The 18,044-nt window shown below is 55.0% G+C and carries 17 protein-coding genes and 1 pseudogene; 7 read left to right on the top strand and 11 right to left on the bottom strand.

All coding sequences use genetic code 11. From position 1 onward, the window contains the following. The first annotated feature begins 169 nt into the window (after window positions 1-169). Window positions 170-1,219 (top strand): hypothetical protein, encoded by a 1,050-nt coding sequence (locus ABI171_RS22500; RefSeq protein ID WP_348094800.1) that lies wholly within the window; start codon window positions 170-172, stop codon window positions 1,217-1,219. Between the two features lie 48 nt (window positions 1,220-1,267). Here the strand turns inward: ABI171_RS22500 and ABI171_RS22495 are convergent, their stop codons facing one another. Both ABI171_RS22495 and ABI171_RS22490 read right to left on the bottom strand, forming a co-directional pair. Then, window positions 1,268-1,858 carry a hemerythrin domain-containing protein gene (locus ABI171_RS22495; protein ID WP_348094799.1) on the bottom strand — a complete coding sequence of 197 codons (591 nt, stop codon included), beginning with the start codon at window positions 1,856-1,858 and terminating at the stop codon, window positions 1,268-1,270. Window positions 1,859-2,130: 272 nt separating this feature from the next. Beyond that, the gene (locus tag ABI171_RS22490; RefSeq protein WP_348094798.1) at window positions 2,131-2,901 is read right to left on the bottom strand and encodes a DUF3050 domain-containing protein; all 771 of its coding nucleotides are present in this window, start codon (window positions 2,899-2,901) and stop codon (window positions 2,131-2,133) included. A 262-nt stretch (window positions 2,902-3,163) separates the two neighbouring features. On the opposite strand from ABI171_RS22490, the gene ABI171_RS22485 reads away from it, so the two are divergent. After that, complete coding sequence (locus ABI171_RS22485; protein WP_348094797.1) at window positions 3,164-3,424, top strand: energy transducer TonB; 261 nt, start codon at window positions 3,164-3,166, stop codon at window positions 3,422-3,424. A 368-nt stretch (window positions 3,425-3,792) separates the two neighbouring features. Continuing rightward, the gene (locus ABI171_RS22480) at window positions 3,793-5,181 is read left to right on the top strand and encodes an NCS2 family permease (RefSeq protein WP_348094796.1); all 1,389 of its coding nucleotides are present in this window, start codon (window positions 3,793-3,795) and stop codon (window positions 5,179-5,181) included. Between the two features lie 148 nt (window positions 5,182-5,329). On the opposite strand, the gene ABI171_RS22475 is transcribed toward ABI171_RS22480, so the two are convergent. Beyond that, window positions 5,330-6,388: a hypothetical protein gene (locus ABI171_RS22475; protein ID WP_348094795.1), complete on the bottom strand. Its 1,059-nt coding sequence runs from the start codon at window positions 6,386-6,388 to the stop codon at window positions 5,330-5,332. Between the two features lie 303 nt (window positions 6,389-6,691). Here ABI171_RS22475 and ABI171_RS22470 point away from each other — a divergent pair, with 303 nt between their 5' ends. Next, window positions 6,692-6,829, top strand: coding sequence for a hypothetical protein (locus ABI171_RS22470; protein WP_348094794.1), 138 nt, complete (start codon window positions 6,692-6,694; stop codon window positions 6,827-6,829). Window positions 6,830-6,912: 83 nt separating this feature from the next. Here the strand turns inward: ABI171_RS22470 and ABI171_RS22465 are convergent, their stop codons facing one another. From ABI171_RS22465 to ABI171_RS22445, 5 genes are all read right to left on the bottom strand, one after another. Next, complete coding sequence (locus tag ABI171_RS22465; protein ID WP_348094793.1) at window positions 6,913-7,329, bottom strand: EF-hand domain-containing protein; 417 nt, start codon at window positions 7,327-7,329, stop codon at window positions 6,913-6,915. 39 nt (window positions 7,330-7,368) lie between these two features. Then, the gene (locus tag ABI171_RS22460; RefSeq protein ID WP_348094792.1) at window positions 7,369-9,066 is read right to left on the bottom strand and encodes a peptidase S10; all 1,698 of its coding nucleotides are present in this window, start codon (window positions 9,064-9,066) and stop codon (window positions 7,369-7,371) included. A 182-nt stretch (window positions 9,067-9,248) separates the two neighbouring features. Then, window positions 9,249-9,758 (bottom strand): hypothetical protein, encoded by a 510-nt coding sequence (locus ABI171_RS22455; RefSeq protein WP_348094791.1) that lies wholly within the window; start codon window positions 9,756-9,758, stop codon window positions 9,249-9,251. After that, complete coding sequence (locus ABI171_RS22450; protein ID WP_348094790.1) at window positions 9,755-10,393, bottom strand: sigma-70 family RNA polymerase sigma factor; 639 nt, start codon at window positions 10,391-10,393, stop codon at window positions 9,755-9,757. The genes ABI171_RS22455 and ABI171_RS22450 overlap by 4 nt, the downstream gene beginning before the upstream one ends. Before the next feature lie 5 nt (window positions 10,394-10,398). Then, window positions 10,399-10,806: a DUF6249 domain-containing protein gene (locus ABI171_RS22445; RefSeq protein ID WP_348094789.1), complete on the bottom strand. Its 408-nt coding sequence runs from the start codon at window positions 10,804-10,806 to the stop codon at window positions 10,399-10,401. 585 nt (window positions 10,807-11,391) lie between these two features. Here ABI171_RS22445 and ABI171_RS22440 point away from each other — a divergent pair. The 3 genes from ABI171_RS22440 to ABI171_RS22430 all read left to right on the top strand — a co-directional run bounded on the left by ABI171_RS22440 (window position 11,392) and on the right by ABI171_RS22430 (window position 14,342). After that, entirely contained in the window at window positions 11,392-11,826 is a 435-nt protein-coding gene (locus tag ABI171_RS22440) for a hypothetical protein (protein WP_348094788.1), read from the top strand. A 1,660-nt stretch (window positions 11,827-13,486) separates the two neighbouring features. Further along, a complete protein-coding gene (locus ABI171_RS22435; protein ID WP_348094787.1) occupies window positions 13,487-13,714 on the top strand; it encodes a hypothetical protein in 228 nt (75 codons plus the stop codon). 1 nt (window position 13,715) lies between these two features. After that, window positions 13,716-14,342, top strand: a complete 627-nt coding sequence (locus tag ABI171_RS22430; protein WP_348094786.1) for a lysophospholipid acyltransferase family protein — start codon at window positions 13,716-13,718, stop codon at window positions 14,340-14,342. Between the two features lie 36 nt (window positions 14,343-14,378). Here ABI171_RS22430 and ABI171_RS22425 read toward each other — a convergent pair whose 3' ends face one another. The 3 genes and pseudogenes from ABI171_RS22425 to ABI171_RS22415 all read right to left on the bottom strand — a co-directional run. Continuing rightward, complete coding sequence (locus ABI171_RS22425) at window positions 14,379-15,080, bottom strand: hypothetical protein (RefSeq protein ID WP_348094785.1); 702 nt, start codon at window positions 15,078-15,080, stop codon at window positions 14,379-14,381. 122 nt (window positions 15,081-15,202) lie between these two features. Continuing rightward, the gene (locus ABI171_RS22420; RefSeq protein ID WP_348094859.1) at window positions 15,203-17,434 is read right to left on the bottom strand and encodes a LamG-like jellyroll fold domain-containing protein; all 2,232 of its coding nucleotides are present in this window, start codon (window positions 17,432-17,434) and stop codon (window positions 15,203-15,205) included. 295 nt (window positions 17,435-17,729) lie between these two features. Next, a pseudogene (locus ABI171_RS22415) lies at window positions 17,730-18,044 on the bottom strand (dockerin); the annotation flags it as partial.

Here is an 18,044-nt window from a genome sequence, read left to right as displayed (position 1 = left end):
ACGCTATCGGCGCAGAGAGAATCTTGCACAGCTTTTATGGCAATTTCTGGCAAAAACGCCCCCGCCCCGGGTTGTCGATTAAAATGCTCATCCATTAGGAGTGGGCATGGTGGCGATCATTTAGCTTGGCATCATGGCATTTCCTATACTCTCCGAGAGATATTTGAAGATGACCCCGATCCACAACCAGGCTCCCGCCAGCGTGATAAGTGAAGACGCGCTCGACGCCGCAGAAAAACACCTGCGCGATGTTCTTTCCATCGCGATCGAACACGCGCCTGAACGCGCCGCCGTGGTGGTGTCAGATGCCCGTTGCGAACTTGCCGTCACGCTCACTGAAGCTTATCGGCGCAACCTGCCCGGCGCGACATTCATCGACTTCGATATAGTCACGCCGGAAGCCGTACTGGCTGCATTTGCACCTTTGCAGTCCGGCGACCTGGTAGTGCTGGTCCAATCCACCAATTTCCGCCTTGAAGCTTTCCGTATCCGCGTCGAACTGTTCAAGCGCGGGCTGAAAGTCATAGAACATCCGCACCTGTCACGCATGCCGGGAGCGCAGGCGCTCTGCTATATCGAATCGTTGGCCTACGATCCCGCTTACTACCGCGGAGTCGGCTATGCGCTCAAGGCACGGATTGACGACGCGCGCTCCGGGGTCGTCGACAGCGGCGGCGAGCGGCTGGTGTTCGACTCTCCGTTCGAATCGGCCAAGCTGAACATCGGCGACTACAGCGCGATGAATAATGTCGGCGGCCAGTTCCCCATCGGCGAGGTGTTCACCGAAGCGCAGGACCTGGAAGCCGTCAACGGGCGGGTGCGTATTTTTGTTTTCGGCGATACCGCATTCCGGGTCAACCAGCCGCGGCAACCGATCACCCTGGTGATCGCCAAAGGGCGGGTGACCGATGTCATCGATTCAACCCCGGAATTCGACCAGGTGCTGGCCAATATCCGCGCCGATGAAGGCGAGGTGTGGCTGCGTGAACTGGGCTTTGGCATGAACCGGGCGTTTTCGCAGGAGCGAATGGTCAGCGACATCGGTACTTACGAGCGGATGTGCGGGATCCATTTGTCGCTGGGGGCCAAACACGGTGTCTATAACAAGGCGAATATCAAGCGCGCCAACGCCAGATATCATATTGACGTCTTTGCGGTGACCGAGGCGGTCTACCTTGATGATGTACAGGTATATCGGAACGGCGCCTGGCAGCCCTGAGCAGATCAGGACCAGATCCAGACGCCACGGCGCTCTCGGAAAGAGCGGCTACGACGGGATATACAGCGGATAAAGAATATTTTCCTCGCGCGTGATGCGGTCTACCAGCACCTTGCCGAGATTTTCAAACTCGTCCTTGAAAGTCACGCGCGCATCGCGCGAGACGATCCATTCCTTGCCTTGGTATTTGTCGAAAAAATCAAACGCCACGCGGCCGATGCCATCCATTTCCCGTTTATAGGAACGGTACACATCATGTAGCGCCGGATCTTCCGCCAGGCTGCGCCGCATATACGAATACAGCTTGACGCCCTCGGTCAGCAAATGGCCATACATCGCCATCCGCATCTCGCGCAACGAGGCGGGCACGGCATCCCATTTATCGGCGCTCATCTTGTTGGCCACCGTCGAATACATCAACAGCAAAGCCGCATGGTCGCCCTTCAATTGCGGGATCAGTTTTTCGTCGTATTCAATCTGATTGCTTTGCGACGGCCGTAACGCCGCCCGCTCCGCTATGGGTGCGGCTTTTCGGGCTGGCGGAACCGGCTGCTGGCTGACAGATTTTTTTGCTGCTTCGTGCTTCTCCTCATCGCGTTGACTGGTTGCGGGTTTGCTGAATATTGTTTTAAGCCACATTTTTCACCTCGCCAGTTCACGTATAGGAGCAATAATCGGAGTATTACTTGCTTATTATTATGATTGCCTATCAGCAACTATAATACCTGAGATTTCCCCAAAGGAACAATTTTTTGATTGCAATTTGAGAAATTTTTATCCCTTGAATTACCCCGGCCGGACCAGGCTATACGAACGGCCGAGGTAGCGAACAACTTCTACCGATACAACGCTTTCATCAAAGATGAAATTACCAGCGTTGGAAAATGCTTCAGGCGGCTCCCGTAGTGGCTTCAGGACGACTGTTGCAGAGCAGCCAACAGACTGTCCCACAACTGGTGACGCTCATCGATGGCGTGAATTCCGGCTTCCAGCACCTCCCGGATCTGGGCCGGATCGTTATTGGTGATTTCATCGATCATGCGCTGAGCCGCCGGCCCGTGGTCGCCGGAATCCACTTCGATATGCCGTTCCAGATAGAAGTTAAGTTCCGGCACGCTTTCAGGTGCGATGCTCCAGGTCTTCAACAGCGCCTGGAACATCTCCGGGATGACATTTTCACGACCGTAGAAAAAGCTGCCGACGACCTGGTGGGTCTGTCCCTCCAGGCAGGTAGCGATGGTGGAGTTCACAAAGCGCTGGATCGGCGCCAGCGCCTCCACCCGCTTGAGCGCGGTAGGCACGGCAACGCCTTTCCTGATCATGCCCAGGAACTGCTCGATCTGCCGCGTGGATGCGCCGATCTCTTTCATCGCCGACAAATACAGTTCGAAATGCGTCATCGCTCCATGCGGCGTGATATCCGACTCTTCGCCCAGCACGATTTCATTGATCAGGCGCGCGGCGTTCGGATTGGCCGGCGGATACCAGGGAATCGATGTGGTGGTCAGATCCGCCTGAAGCCGCTTCACCAGCGACATGAAATCCCATACCGCAAAAACATGCCATTCCATGAACAGGCGTAAATCGCTCTGGGTCCGTATGGCAGAAAAAACAGCATGATTGGTCAGCAAATCGTGCTTTGCCTTGAGGGTAAGTTGCAATGATTCAACGGTCGTTGTCATGTTATCTCCACTTGAGGTTACACACAGATGTGTGTAAAACGACAATGACAGAAATATTTCCACATGGCAATACTTAGTACCCTGACGTGCACGATCAACTAACGATCGAGGTCAATGCAGATTTCGGATCAGAAGGAAGCGCAGGTGTGCGAGTAAAGCAAGCCGACCGTATCCTGATGTCAGATCCGATTGTTGAGGAATGCCACATGCTATATCTTTATCAACCAAAGTAAGAGAAAATTATTGCAGACAAGGAGCGCCAATGAGCCTGATTGAAAAACTGCTATCCAAGACGGGCGGTACCAACCGCGCGCCGGCTGAAACAGCCTGCAAGGTGCTGGTGCGCGTGTATCTGGACACTGGCGGCCATGTGACTGACGTCGTCATCCGCAAAAGCTGCGGCGACCCCGAACTGGATGCGCGGGCGCAGCGCGAAATCGCGGCGATGCGTTTTCCGAGCAAGAGCCGCGGCGCCAAAACCTCGCACAACTGGCACGACCTGGCCTACACGGTTCACCCCTAAGCACCAGCCCGCTGCCTGCCGCTTTGCCAGCATCGTTTATATTCCGACTTTCCAGGCATCGCGCATTCCTGCTCTCCCGCCGCCGTTTCACTCTATGCGACCAGTTTTTTGCCTGTGCCGCCTTTTCCTGCATATCGAAATGCGAATGGCGGCTATTAAGCCCTCATGATGGATTCGCGCCTGTCCATACCCTAAGCTGTCTTCGCCGAACTGATCTTCTTTGCATACAACGAGCAGTCCAGTAATCGAGGTTCGGTGCGCGCTTGCTGGCAATTCAAAAACATAACACGAGACACCCTGTTGACGACCGGTCGGCGCATAGCTGACTAACGGCCGCTTCAGTGGACATACAAAGGAGCAGCTCGATCATGATGGAACAACAACTCCAGCCCCAGCCTGTCGTGGGCCTGGCAGAACCTATCGCCGTGGCCGAAGGTAAAATCGACCAGTACTTCCAGATTACGGCACGCGGCAGCACCCAGCGCCGCGAAGTTGTCGCCGGCATCACCACTTTCCTCGCCATGGTGTATTCGGTATTTGTCGTACCCGGCATGCTGGGCAAGGCCGGTTTCGACGTCAGCGCCGTATTCGTTGCAGTCTGCCTGACGACCGCTTTCGGCTCGCTGCTGATGGGCCTGTGGGCCCGCTTGCCGATCGCCGTCGGCTGCGCCATTTCACTGACTGCATTCACCGCCTTCGGTCTGGTGCTCGGCAAAGGCCTGTCGCCGTCTGTTGCGTTGGGCGCCGTGTTCCTGATGGGCCTGGTGTTCACCGCCATTTCCGTCACCGGCATCCGTTCATGGATCCTGCAAAACCTGCCGTCCGGGGTCGCCCACGGCACCGGCGTCGGCATCGGCCTGTTCTTGTTACTGATTGCATCGAGCGACGTCGGCCTGGTGGTGAAAAATGCCGGCCCTGGCTTGCCGGTAGCGCTTGGTCACATCACCGCCTTTCCAGTCGTGATGAGCATCGTCGGCCTGGCTGCCATTTTCGGACTTGAACGTCGCCGTGTACCGGGCGGCATTTTGCTGGTGGTGGTGACATTGTCGCTGATCGGTTTGATCTTCGATCCGGCGGTCAAATTTACCGGTGTATTCGCCATGCCGGCGCTGAGCTCGCCTGGCCATGCATCGCTGATCGGTTCGATGGATATCAAGGGCGCGCTCAGCATGACCGTGCTGCCAAGCGTGCTGGCGCTGGTGATGACTGCGGTATTCGACGCCACCGGCACGATCCGCGCCGTCGCCGGCCAAGCCGGACAGGTCAATGAAAAAGGCTATATCCACAACGGCGGCAAGGCGCTGACAGCCGATTCGCTCAGCTCGATTTTCGCCGGCCTGGTGGGCGGCGCTCCTGCCGCTGCTTACATTGAATCGACGGTTGGTACCGCTGCCGGCGCCCGCACCGGCCTCACCGCAGTCGTGGTCGGCGTGCTGTTCCTGGCCGTGATTTTCTTCTCGCCGCTGGCAGGCCTGGTGCCTTCCTATGCGACAGCGCCGGCGCTGATGTATGTCGGCTTGCTGATGCTGGGCAGCGTCAGCCGCATGCACATGGATGACATGGTCGACGCCATGTCCGGCCTGTTGTGCGCAGTGTTCATCGTCCTGACCTGCAACATCGTCACCGGCATCATGCTGGGCTTCTGCACTCTGGTGATCGGCCGTATCGTGTCGGGCGAATTCCGCAAACTGAATGTAGGCACAGTCGCGATTGCGATTGCCCTGGCGGTCTTCTATGGCGGCGGCTGGGCGATTTAAGACCTGCCATTAACTAGGTAACTTCGCAGGTAACTTCGGCTCTTTGGGTCTCCTAGAATGGTCGATTTATGGCAGCGCCCTTCCCCGGGCGCTGCCTTTTTGTTTTCCGGCCGCCAGACCTTGACCTTGAGTGGCGCCGGAAGCGTCCTCAGTTTGGCGCCGCAACCAATACGTTGACGCTATCCGGCAACAACGGCGCACGCGGATGAGGCAGTGCTGCCGTGGCCGGCGGCGGCACGCCAAATTGTCCGCTCACCAGATAGACCATGTGGCTGTCAGGATCGAGCGCCATGGTCCTGGCTCCTTTTTGCGTAACAAGGTTGTCTTTGACTGTATATTTGTCGGCGCTGTCTTCATGCACGACGGTCAAGGTGCCGCCGCCATTGGAAACAAAAACCAGTCCGCTAACCGGATCAAATGCCGCCGCATCAGGCCTGTCACCGATCGCCACGGTGGCGACGATGTTTCCCGTCATGGAATCGAGCACCACCATTTTCTGGTTGCCGCATACCGAAAACAAACGGTGATGCCGGTCGTCGATCGCCAGGCCGCTAGGTCCGTCGCAAGGTGCGATGGACCAGCGTTTGACAATCTTTGAAGATTGCGCATCAATGACGGCGATCTCGTTTTTATCTTCCACATTGAAAAACACGTTGCCCTGGCTGTCGCTGACCGCGAATTCAGGATGGCCTCCGGCTGCTATCGTACCAATGATCTTGCGCTTCACGGCATCCACCACCGTGACGCTTTGGCCGCGGTTGTTGAAACTGTATATGCGCTGCAGGGGCGGATAGTAAAGGATGGAATCCGGACCGGCGCCGGTCGTCTTGATGACTTCCACCGTGCGCAGGCTGTCGAGTTCGAACACGGTCAAGGCATCTGCCCGGCCATTGCTGGTAAATCCGAGATTCAGATCCTGCGCGACCGCCACCCCGTGAACGCCGGCGGTATCGGCAATGCTGGCAAGCAGCTTGCCGGATTTGGTATCGACCACCTGCACATGATCGGAACGGCTGACAAACAGGTGATCGCGCTTGCTGTCGACACTGAGATAATCCCAGCCTTCCGCTCCCGCCAGGGAAAACCGCGACACGATCTTGTAGTTATCCGCTGTGGCCGCCTGAACCGGCGAGACCAGTGCCGCCTGCAACACGAGGAGCGCGCAGGCCGCGCCTGGATTGGATTTCCTGCCGATGAAATTTTTCATGTATTTGATAGGTGATCGATGAATCAATAGACTGGCAGCCGGTTCGTTTACATCTAAGGCGATGCAGAAACACCAACGCCGGCGGCAGGGAAACGCTTATACCCGCCACAGACTAAGGAACAACAATTAGCCCACAATTAGGGCGTCGTTGATATTTACGGGATGCGAAAAAACAATCCGCGATGACTTCCATTATACAAAGCAGCATTAAGCCACTGTTCAGAAATTCAAGTTGCACCGCCTCACACTGGATATGATATGTTCTTGCAAACAATGTCACTATCCAGCGACAAGGAGCTAACCATGAAACACGTGATTACCATAGGTTGTTTAGCAAGCGCCGTTGTTTTGTACTTCGCAGGCCTGGAAACCGGCGCGGCAGTTCTTTTCGCTGCAAGCATCGTGTTTGAACTGGCCTTTTGGAAAAGAGTATTAAAGTAATCCCAAGCAAGACCACGCACCAGAGCCAGAGCCATGCTGAGGCCGGTTTTCGAAACACACCGGCCTCACCTTCCTTTCGTGATCTAACTGTCTTTATTGAAAGCAGCGCCTTTACGCGATTTCAGATACTGCAACAGATCTTCAAAACTGACATAGCCTGAGCCATTACGGTCGATTGCCTGGAAGTGATCGGCGACGTAGCCGAAACCTGCGCTTTTCGCCTGGGCCTGGGTGAGCAGGTGCGTCGATGGATCGGCAGCGGCATCGAAACGCTTTTTCAGGTTCGCCACCGCCTGATTCCGCAACGCCTGGCCGCGCAACTCCGGGCGCGTCGTCCCCGGCTCATCCGGCGGTGGTTTCGGCAGCATATCGCCAACCTTGATCAGTCGTGCTTCGCCGGCCAAGGGGATCGACATCGCAGCTTCGGCGGCGTCGGTGGACGGCACAAACATCGCTGCAGCAATGACCGCCGTGGCGGCCGCTATGTAAAGAGATTTCATAGATTTCCTGTAAGAGATTTGACGCAAGCCGATGAAGGGTCAGCGCGCTGCCGAGGACGGGTTATAGAGCCCGTCGATCGCCAGCTTCATTGGGGCACGGGACGCCTTGGTCAGGTAGATCATATGTCCTCCTGCAAAAATTTTTACGGGGACCGTCGCTGTCAATCCGGCGCCCGCCAGATCCAGCTCGGTCTGGTGAAACGGGGTTCGCAGATCATGATAGCCGCCAAAGACGATCGTTTTCAACTCAGGGTGCAGCGTCAGCACTTCCACCAGGTCAGGGATGGAGCTCGGGCTGTTCGATTTGTCGTCGCCGTGATTCCAGTTCCAATTATCGATCGGATCGTTGGGCTCGACCGCATACGTAGATTGGCTGGTATAGCCAAGAAACTGCGGCAGGAAGGTCTTGATCTGGTTGGTAAACGCCAAATTGTTGTAATTGCTACCGCCATACGTCGCGTTGCTCGGCGTATTGACCAAGCCGTTATACGCATCCATATGGCTGGCATCCATACCAAGGATCGCTGCTGAAAAAGTATCGGGATCCATGTCGAACGCATTCGCCCAGTCCGTCGCCGCCGTTCCGGTCCAGCCCGCCAGCGCCGGCAACAATGTCGGATCCGCCGGTGTATAAGGCAAGCCGTAGTTGGCAAAATTATTTGCGCTCACCCATGTCTGATACAAAGAATCTTCCGGCGCAAATTTTTGCGTTGCGAACGAGCGGCCACCGTTGACGTAATCGGAAAGCGTCAGCTGATTCGGATTATTCGCCTTGTTGCGTGAATGAGCCACTGCGGTATAACTAGGGAAAAAGCCGACACAATTGGCGCTGCCGCCATACAGGAAGCCACCAGGGTATTCGCAGTTTGTCTTGTAGCTGAGAATCGGCGAATTCATGATGATACCGGTCAGCGCCGGCCCTCCCTGCCCCGGGCTTCCGGCTTCCTCGATCAGTTTTGCCAGCACAGGAGTCCGGATGCCGCCATACGATTCGCCGTACAGATATTTGGGCGAGGTCTGGCGATTGTTCACCTTGACGTACTCGGCAATGAAATCCCGGAACACCGCAGCATCGGCATCGACTCCCCAGAAATCCGAATTCTTGTGCGGCGCGATCGCTTCCGAATAGCCGGTTCCTGTCGCATCCACAAAGACCAGGTCGGAGTCGTCCAGCATCGTCACATCGTTGTCGATCAACGGGAAGCTGGTGGGCTGGGTGGCCAACGATGCAGGAGGCAGATTACCTTCGTCCATCTGCAGGGTTTTGGGGCCCCAGGAGCCAAGGTGCAGCCAGATCGTGGATGATCCCGGACCGCCGTTGTAGAAGAAAGTCACCGGACGCGTGCCAAGCGGCTGACCGTCGCGCGTATAGGCTACGTAAAAAAAGGAAACCTCCTTGTCGAGCGGCGCAGCCGGCTTGGCCGGATCGGCAGGCGCGCTGGCGGTCAGGTGGCCTGCGGTAGCCGTATAACTGATGGTTTTTCCGTTGAGCGTCATGCTATGGTGGGTGACGGCGGCATTCTCGGTTGCGCTCGGCAATGATGCGCTACCTGCGGTCGCGTAAGTTACGGGATCGGTGTAAGGCAGGTCGGCGACTACCGGTGTCACTGCCGAATTGGCCGAGTTCGGGAGATTCAGCTTTGAATCGTCCCCTCCTCCGCAACCAGCGAGCGCAAGGACGCCAAGCATACTCAGACCAAGCACCACCGTCTTGGAAAATTGATGAACAACATGCATGTAACTTCTCCTGGATATCTTCATATAAAAATGACGCAGAGATAGTTGAACTACCCGCTTGTTGCAGGTGTTCTTACTAGAGATGCCCATCGAAATAAAAAAAAAGGCCACGTAGTGGCCAGATTATTTGTAACAATTTCGCAATAACATAAAGTTTGAACGAGTGGTGCTGCCCCGGCTCGTTACTCCCACAGCCATTCCTGCTCGCGCAACCACCAGGCCAGCCAGCCCAGGATCATCGCCGGCGCCAACCAATGCGCAAGGCCGGCCCCCAGAAAATTGACCAGCCCGCTCCAAGAGTCAAGCGTACCGAGAACCAGCAATGGCGGCGACGCAGGTAAGCCGAAGCCAGGGATGACGGCCAGCGACAATGCCAGCCACAACATCGTCGCCGCCGTGACGATCAGTCCATACAGGCCCAGCCAGGGCAACGCCACCGCCAGCCAGCCTGGCGGCACTGAAATCCTGCGCGTGGTTGGCGCCAGCGTCTTTGCCATCAGAACAGGCGCAGGCGAGCGCTCAACCTCCGGCGGCAAGGCGTTCATCAATGCGGCGGAAAAACCTTCATCCGCAGGTTCGTCAAGACGGGCCTGGTTTTGCAGCAGGACGGCAAGCCAGTCATTGGCTGGCGCTTCATGCGCCTGATCCTGCGAGACAGGCTGCGGCGAGTGCGAAGGCTGAATTTTCTTCATGTGGACTGCTCCGAGGTTTGGTGTGGAGCCCAGGCCGAGAGCGCTGTTTCAAGTTTGGCGCGGCCACGCAATAAATGGGTTTTGAGCGTGCCTAACGGACATCCCAAGGCTAGTGCGGCTTCGGCGTGCGACAGGTCGCCCCAATAACATTGCACGATTGCTTGCCGCTCCGGCTCGCTGAGCCCATCCAGCGCCCGCTGCACATCGAGCGACAGCGCCACCGTGTGACTCAAGGGTAAAGCAGCTTGCGCCAAGACATTGGCGGAACTTTGCTGCTCGCCGGAGTCTTCGCCAAAAGCCTGGGTGCGCGCCCGCAGTTGCGCATCGCCGCGCCGCCGCTGTTCCAAAAACACATGCGTAGCGATACGAATCAGCCAGGTGCGAAAGCGCGCGTCGCCGCGAAACCCTGCCAGGTTCTGGTAAGCGCGCAAAAAAGCCTCTTGCGCCAGCTCGTCCGCCCAAGCGGCATCGCCGCAGGTGAGACGCCGCAATAGCGCCCGCACTGCGCCCTGATGGCGCGTGACCAGCGTGGCGAATGCGCGGCGGTCGTCGTGTTGCTGCACGCGCTGCAACAGGTGCAGGTCAGGATCTTCCGGCGGCAGCGCCTCCGGCAGAGGCATGACGTGCGGTTTCACGAAGTTTATTTTGGCGCAGGCTTGGATTCTATCTTCCATACCGCCAGCAAGGCGATGCCGATGAACAGGGGGATGCAGCCGATCGCCCAAAGCCACATGTCAGGACGCATCGCGTAAAACATGATCATGACGCCTAAACCTGCGCCGACATTGACGGCGCCAAAGATCACCTGCCCGCTCTTGCTCTGCCAGCCGGCTTTGCCGTTGAGCACGCGATCGGACAGCAGGCTGCCATCCAGCAGTTGCGGTGGAATTTCCTTGCCCTGGGCTAGCAGCTGGCGCACGGTCTCATGCATCAGTTCCGCGCGGCGCATCTTGGCTATAACTCCCATGATGATGGCCACGATGGGAATGCACAGCGCTGTGATTGGAATGAGAAGCGGTCCGAGGCTGCTCAGATTGAAGGTGTCCATTGTGTTTCCTGCAAAGAGTTGATGGGAGACTTATCTTGCTTAGATGAGGATGGATAGCTTTTTGGATTCAAAACAGCGAAATTTTTCGAGCGGGCACATCCAACCCCAGCCATCGCGCGAACACCGGCTTGATCTGAACAGTCTAGCTATTGCTATTAAAATAATCTCAATGCTTTTTCAGGGCTGGCTGCTAAAAAGCGACTATGCCCATCCGATATTTTTTTGCTGATGCAAAATTGATTATGCCGCATGTTTCGCTCAATCTGTCCGGGACGCAATACGGCCGCTGGACAGGTATGCTTTCCAAAACCAAAATACCCGGGTTTGGCAAGGTTCGCGAAACCAGTGCAAACTTGTGCGTGGCTGGCTCTCGCATTCCACCTCATAAAATTTCCATCTATCACCTGTGTTGACACAGAGCATTCAGGACCCCGCGCCGGCGAATCCTCGACAAGAAAATATATTCATCAGCGTTGCGCCCGCATCATTGACCTTGCCCGATATTGTTCATTTAATGAATGGCGATCACCGCTGATTTTTTCCAGGTGACTTGCAATTTCCAATAATTCGGATAGGAAACATGACATGAAAAATCTTTTCTTATTATCGCTCCTGAGCATGTCCTGCCTGGCGTCGGCGGCCCCGCCAGCCGATCAAGATAGTTGGCCGATGACAATTTCCGGCGCCAAAGAGCGCATCGCCCTCCCCGACCAGCACCGCAAGATGTGGCCCGAGGAATTTTACAATTATATGCAAGCTTACAGCCTGTCAAACGGCATGACGCTGTCCGTGTTCCACAGAGGTTTGACGATGTATGCAGCACTGGATGGCCAGGCAAGGCATAAAATTGTTGCCGTCACGGGGAACACGTTTGTCGCTGTGGACCAGCAATTAAAAATGACCATCAATCTGCATGAAAATGGCGATGCGAGCGGAGAACTGTATATGGTGATTCCGGCGCAGCGTCTTTCAAATGGAGATGTTGTAAGCGAAAAACTGGTGCGCATTGCGTTCCGCTAAAAACCGGATACCTGATTCGCGCTGTGAGACGGGGATAGTCCTTCATTGCGTGCGCCCTTCTGGCGCACGCTTCTGCCTGCTTCAGTTGCTGGCAATAATCAGGCAGCCTTCGTGATTCTTGCGCGAACGGGAGAATCCGGCATGAAGCCGGCATGCTTGAGACCCGCGCCGTACAGGCGAATCCGGAGTGCTTCGAGATTGTCTTCCCGGTAAAAGAGACGGTGAGCCGCTGTGCCTGTTCATTAAAACCTGTTGGCGTGCAGACGTCTCGCGCATGATAGCGCTTAGCCATATTCAACTGCTCCTGATTTAATTGCTCGTGGTTAGCGGTACCTGGATGGTGGTACATCCTCGTGCTGCGCTTCTTGCTTTGCCTGCGAGCTCTGCGCAGGTATTTTGGCACTACAATTCTGCCTTCACCCGCCTCTTCAGAACATTCCTTTTCCTGTGTAGCGACGCAGACTCAGCGTTTGATACAGCAGCGCCATCAACACAATAAATATCGCTTAAAACGCCTTTCCCGAAATTTTTAGACAAAGCATATTCGGAAATTATTGCGGAAAGCGATGTCGCCGTCTCCATTTCTCGAAACTCAGCGTTCGCCATCCCGCATGACGCGTAGAAGCCATACGCGCTATCGCGCCAAGAAAAAAATTTAATCAAAGCATTTAGGGAAATATGGGATCATGTGCCATTGTAAAAGCCGATCCCAAGCCTGCTGCGATTTGCGCTCGCAATCGCGCGCCATCGCTGGAGCGTAAGCGATAAGCGATAAGCCAACGTATTTAAAAAGTGTCCAAATGCAAAATATGAAACCGATATCGGCTATCGTCATAGCGTCAGTTCTGGGGGTGCTGGTGTTTACAAATCCCAAACTCGACAACTATGAGCAATACATTCATCAAGTCATCAATCAGGAAACCAATAATCGGGATGTCTTGACTCAGACAATCGGGACGCTATTTGGAGGGGTGGCAAGCAGTTTCATCGCTAGCAGCACGGTGCGGAATAACTATGTGCTATTCAGCACTTACGACTCGAATCTGGGAAATCAACACCTGAAATATATAGGTATCCTAGGCAATTTCTTTCAAATAACGGCCCCGAAAAAACAGCAATGACCTCCTCCTGCCATCAGAGATTGAGTAGGATCGATCCGCCCGTAACTGACGGCTGTTGAATAAGCAAGGCCGGTTTCGACCGAATACCCTTGTTGTCTCAATACCTCGATCTCGTTCTTTTGGGGGCGCGTTCTCATCCGCATTAGCGAATGGGCACAACATGACTGACAAAGCGATTGAGGACAGTAGTCTGCGAAACATAGACTCCCTTTGCTAGAAAACGACAATAGTCGACGTTTTGCCTGGGCAAAAAAATTTCGATTCTTTCGGAGATGGCTATTCAATGGTTCCTTGCGATTAATAAAGCCATTGCAGACCGGACCAACTATAATGCCGGCACAATCCGCCAAAGACAGATTGCGATTTTCATTTCATTGAACGAGTCAAGCAAAACGCCTGTTCACCATATCGGGAAATGCGCCTGCGATTAAGTTTTCCAACTGGCGAATATGTCTGAGTGAATGGTGTGATCGAACACCATCCCCGAATCGGATGGATTCACGGACCCTACCGTATGTTGTGTCTCCTAGGGATTATTTATGCTTAAAAGGGCTTGGCCAAAGCTGGCCACCATTGTTTTTCATGGCTTAGCGCTTTTTCCACTATCTGTGCTTCAGATCCTGGGGCATTGCACCGGCTGGATTGCATGGAAGTTACCGGGCAATTACAAGCGTCGGGCAGAACAGAATTTTGCTCAGGCTTATCCCGATTTGAACCTGTCGATGCGACGCTCGTCGATGATCGAAGTGGGAAAATTATTTTTTTGAAATGCCTTATTGGTGGGTTCGACGCAACGACAAACAGCTGAATTGCCAAGTCGAGTGCGACGACTGGCATCTGTTTCGCAAAGCATTGGTGGATGGACATGGCGTCATACTTCTGTCTCCGCATGCAGGCTGCTTTGAATTGCTCGGTCCAATCTACAGCAGCCACCACCCTTCGACGGTTCTGTTTCGTCTGCCGCGCAAGAACTGGCTGCAGCCATGGATCATAAAAATGCGGTCACGCCCACAACTCACCATGGCGCCAGCAAATGGCTCGGGCGTCCGAATGCTGGTAAAAACCCTGCTGAAAGGACAAACCATCGGGATCTTGCCTGACCAGGTGCCAGCGTTGGGAGACGGTGTCTGGGCCTCTTTTTTCGGCCGCCCGGCGTACACCATGACCTTGGTACAAAGATTGCAAAATATCAGCGGCGCCAGTATTTTTGTTTTGGGTGCAGAGAGATTGGGTATCGGGCTTGGCTACAGGTTGCACGTTCATCCCATCGCCCGCCAGCGGGATAGCGATCCCGTCATCGCGGCAGGGGAAATGAATAGCGAAATGGAGCGGATGATTCGCCGTATGCCCACGCAATATTTATGGGGATATAACCGATACAAAATGCCTACTTAGCATGCTGTGCCGAGGCAAAAGGTGTCTACGGGAAGGCTATCTTCCCGGCATAGAAAATTCAGGAGGTAACGTTGGCGTAGAAATGAGATCATTTAATCCTGCCTTTTCTACCGCAGAAATCATCGCTTGATAGCCTTCTTTACTATCCCGGTACAGCAAGACAACAGAAAAAAACTTATCCGCTGGATCGTTCGACGCAAGGACGATAGCCTCGGCGCCAGCCGCACAGAGTTGCGAAGCAATTGTCTGCGCCCGGTGTTCGAACGCAAATATCGCACCTACATATCGACGCTTGGCGAGTGATTCTTGCTGGCTGTAGGCGAATTTTGCAGATGGGGGTAGTATCGTCGCGGGTTCTGACGTGACAATTTCCGGGGTAAGCGGAGCAACGACCTGATCGCTTACCGTATGTGAATTTACCGCCTCTATCTGATATTCATTGCCATCAACATGTACCAATGTCAGTCCTCGTTCCTGAAGTGACTTTTGGAACTGGATAAAAATCTCATCCGGTGAAAGCGGATCGCTCGAAGCAAGGTTGATTGTCCCTCCTACTGCTAGAGATAAACGAATCGAACGGCCTGAATATTGACTAACTAGACGTGTTGCATCCGGCAATCCGATATCTCGCCAAATAACATAAAACCGGTCCTCACAAAAAGCTGCGGCGCCATACAAAAACAACGGAAGCGCTAATAAATATGTCGCGATCTTTTTAAGTATTGATTTCTGAAACATAACTCCTGACAATTATCGTGGTCTTACGGCAGCAGCGTCCTGCTGGAAAATTTTTGATGGGAGCTTGACTGCCGGCATGTGCTTGCGAGATGCATGACCGGCGTTTGACGGCAGTCACAATATTACATCAGCGCAGCAACCTGTGTTGCGCTCAAAGCACCGCGATAAATGCGGAATTCGTCTATCAAGCCATTGAAGTAAGGATCATTGGCGAACTGTGACCTTCCGATCCAGTTCTGACTGGTGCTACCCAGGCGGAACGGCGCAAGCACCATTGCGTTATTGCTGCCGACTGCGTTGCCGTTCACGTACAAGGTCCCGACATTACCCGACAGGGTGACCGCAATGTGCGTCCATTGCCCGATCGGCAATGCCGTATTGCTGTCGATCCCTTGCTCGCCGCTAGTGCCATTGGCCGTGATGGCAAAGCGCGGGAATCCATTGTTATTGCGCGCCGTTAGCATCATGTAGTGGCCGGTACCCGTGCCAAAATCGAACACGCGCGCCCACTTGCTGGAAGCATTCCAATAGACCCAGGTCGCGATCGTGACATCCGCGACATCGGCCACAATATCGGCCGGCAGGCTGAGGTAGCCGTTGCTGCCGTTCAGCGATACTGCTCCGCCTTTCTTACCTGTCGCCCAAATGGCTCCGTTGACCAGCGTCGCGGCATGTCCCTGGCCGCTGGAGTCGGCTGCTGTAGTGCCGCTGCCGTCATCCAAAGCCAGGTAGGCTAGCAATTGCACTGCTGTGATCGCGGTCGTCTCGTTCGAGACTGCGCTGGCACCGGACGGCGTTTGCGCCGTGACGACATAATAATAGGTGCCTGCGGCGAGTCCGCTGTCGGTATAGGTCAGCAAATCGCTGATGCTGGTCGCGATGGTTGCATACGGTCCGCCTGCAACAGTGCCGCGCTTGACGCTGTAACTGCTCGCATACGCGCTGCCCCACCATGACAGCTCCACCTGTCCCTGGCTCGCAATCGCGGTCAGGCCGCTCGGCGCCGCGCCGCTTGCTATTGCGTCGCGCGCGCAGGTCAGCGTGCCATAACCTAGCTGATCGTAGCCCCCGCTATTGGGCCCGTAGTTGCCACCACCACCTTCCGGCTGCATCTGGGCTGCGAATTTCCTGGAATAAGGCGCGGCCAATCCTTTGCGGTTGACGTAATGGTTATAGACCAACGCCCATGCAGGTCGCCCAATGCCTTGCCCGCTGGTCGAGAAGGCAGTCTGGTTGACATGGTCGATGTTGTTGTAAGGAATATAGGGCACGGTATAAAACGTGCTACCCGATTCGATCAGATTGGCTTTGGCGACGTATTCCGCGCCGGCAAGAAAGCGATTATTGTCGTAGCCGTACAGGTCGACGCCCTGGTTCCACGCCATTTCACAAATCGGTCCCATCAATGCGATGCCTAGCGTGTTATGCCCCTGATCGCGGCCGGTTTCCTGCCACTGCCCCAGATAGCCTGGATGCATGTAGTAGACGGCTTGCGAAACGGCGCCATTGCCCGCGCCGTTCTTGAAATAATCGACTGCTTCGTTGAACATGGAATGGTCGTCGCATAACACGCCGATAGCCATGATCGAAGCCATATTGCACAAATCCCAGTTGGCCCAATAGTGGGTCACTTCGGTGCCGTTGTGGCGGATCAGAAAATCATGGTTTATGCGATAAAAGACGGTCCGCATCATGTCCTGGAAAGCGGCAAGATCGGCAGCGGCCCAGCCGCTGTAGGAGCGCATGATTTCGGCCGCATTGGCGAACTGATAGCCCTGGAGGCCGGCGACCAGATCACCATTCGTATCGCCACCTATCAGTGTCAGCTTCGACCAGTCATTCAGGATAGCCACCGCCTTTTTTGCATAGAGCTCATCGCCGGAAATTTTCCATCGCAGTGCGCAAGCATAGGCGGCGGCAATGTCTTGATACAGTAGCGGGTAGTTCTGGCCATGCACGCCGTCGTTGCCGCGATAGATCGCCGTTTGTGGACGAGGGTTGTAGTTCAGGCTGGCGTGGCTGTTAGCAATCAGGATATTCCACCCATCGATCCACGGCGCAGCGCTCGCTTTCACTTTTTGGCTCATGCGGTCAAAGTCGGCTTGCGTATGCAACAGGCCTGGATGAACAAATGCGGTGCTTGCGGGCGGTGGAGTCGTTTCTGGTGGCGTGGCTTCAGGGGGTATCGGCGTTGACGTTGGCGTTGGAATAAGTGTTGGCGTCAGCGCCGGAGTGATAGCCGTGGCAAGTGAACCGACGCTGGTGCTTGTTGTCGTAGTATCGAAGTTATCCCCGCTTCCGCAGCCGGCCAGGAACAAAGCGCCAAGACTGGATATGAAATTGCGACGCGTCATGCCGTTGGCATGCCATTCGTCGCCGGAGACGTCGCTTGTATCAAGAAGTGTTATCGAAAATTTTTCGTTGTCATCGTTCGCTTGATTATTCACGATCTGGCCTTTTGATACATTTGGAAATTGCATTGGAAATTGAATGTTTATTTGGCCACGATATACGATCCGTTGACGTTTCGCGGCTCGTTTGCTGTCATATTCAGACGGCTATACGGGCGCGATATCCATGTCAAGTTCAAAAAAATACACCGGAGTGTCCCGAATGGGTTCAGCGACACTCCGGATTAACAAAGGCAACTCAGTAGTTGTAGTTTATTCCTCGACCAGCCAGGAACACACGGCCGTAGACGCTGGTATCGGCTGCGATCCGGGAAACACCGCCGTATCGGTGGTTATCGTCGTCGATGCGAGTCCAGGTAATGCCCTTATCGTCGGACCGATAAACCCCGTCCTTTCCATTGATCGTTCCGACAAGGTAGACGGCCACCGAGTAGGTGGAACCCGTAGCCGGCACCCCCAGCGCGACCTTGATGGCGCCGTGCACATTCGTGAATTCCGCACCTACCGTTGCCATTGCGGTCAGCTTGCTCCAGGTGGCGCCGGAGTCAACGGA

Origin of the sequence: Collimonas sp., from assembly GCF_039923675.1 — a bacterium.
Classification (GTDB): domain Bacteria; phylum Pseudomonadota; class Gammaproteobacteria; order Burkholderiales; family Burkholderiaceae_D; genus Collimonas.
This window is presented reverse-complemented; position numbering and strand designations above follow the sequence as displayed.

Excerpts from the sequence above, each read along its gene's own strand:
- ABI171_RS22500 (WP_348094800.1), top strand. The coding sequence starts at position 170 with ATGACCCCGATCCACAACCAGGCTCCCGCCAGCGTGATAAGTGAAGAC.
- ABI171_RS22495 (WP_348094799.1), bottom strand. The coding sequence starts at position 1,858 with ATGTGGCTTAAAACAATATTCAGCAAACCCGCAACCAGTCAACGCGAT.
- ABI171_RS22490 (WP_348094798.1), bottom strand. The coding sequence starts at position 2,901 with ATGACAACGACCGTTGAATCATTGCAACTTACCCTCAAGGCAAAGCAC.
- ABI171_RS22485 (WP_348094797.1), top strand. The coding sequence starts at position 3,164 with ATGAGCCTGATTGAAAAACTGCTATCCAAGACGGGCGGTACCAACCGC.
- ABI171_RS22480 (WP_348094796.1), top strand. The coding sequence starts at position 3,793 with ATGATGGAACAACAACTCCAGCCCCAGCCTGTCGTGGGCCTGGCAGAA.
- ABI171_RS22475 (WP_348094795.1), bottom strand. The coding sequence starts at position 6,388 with ATGAAAAATTTCATCGGCAGGAAATCCAATCCAGGCGCGGCCTGCGCG.
- ABI171_RS22470 (WP_348094794.1), top strand. The coding sequence starts at position 6,692 with ATGAAACACGTGATTACCATAGGTTGTTTAGCAAGCGCCGTTGTTTTG.
- ABI171_RS22465 (WP_348094793.1), bottom strand. The coding sequence starts at position 7,329 with ATGAAATCTCTTTACATAGCGGCCGCCACGGCGGTCATTGCTGCAGCG.
- ABI171_RS22460 (WP_348094792.1), bottom strand. The coding sequence starts at position 9,066 with ATGCATGTTGTTCATCAATTTTCCAAGACGGTGGTGCTTGGTCTGAGT.
- ABI171_RS22455 (WP_348094791.1), bottom strand. The coding sequence starts at position 9,758 with ATGAAGAAAATTCAGCCTTCGCACTCGCCGCAGCCTGTCTCGCAGGAT.
- ABI171_RS22445 (WP_348094789.1), bottom strand. The coding sequence starts at position 10,806 with ATGGACACCTTCAATCTGAGCAGCCTCGGACCGCTTCTCATTCCAATC.
- ABI171_RS22440 (WP_348094788.1), top strand. The coding sequence starts at position 11,392 with ATGAAAAATCTTTTCTTATTATCGCTCCTGAGCATGTCCTGCCTGGCG.
- ABI171_RS22435 (WP_348094787.1), top strand. The coding sequence starts at position 13,487 with ATGCTTAAAAGGGCTTGGCCAAAGCTGGCCACCATTGTTTTTCATGGC.
- ABI171_RS22430 (WP_348094786.1), top strand. The coding sequence starts at position 13,716 with ATGCCTTATTGGTGGGTTCGACGCAACGACAAACAGCTGAATTGCCAA.
- ABI171_RS22425 (WP_348094785.1), bottom strand. The coding sequence starts at position 15,080 with ATGTTTCAGAAATCAATACTTAAAAAGATCGCGACATATTTATTAGCG.
- ABI171_RS22420 (WP_348094859.1), bottom strand. The coding sequence starts at position 17,434 with ATGACGCGTCGCAATTTCATATCCAGTCTTGGCGCTTTGTTCCTGGCC.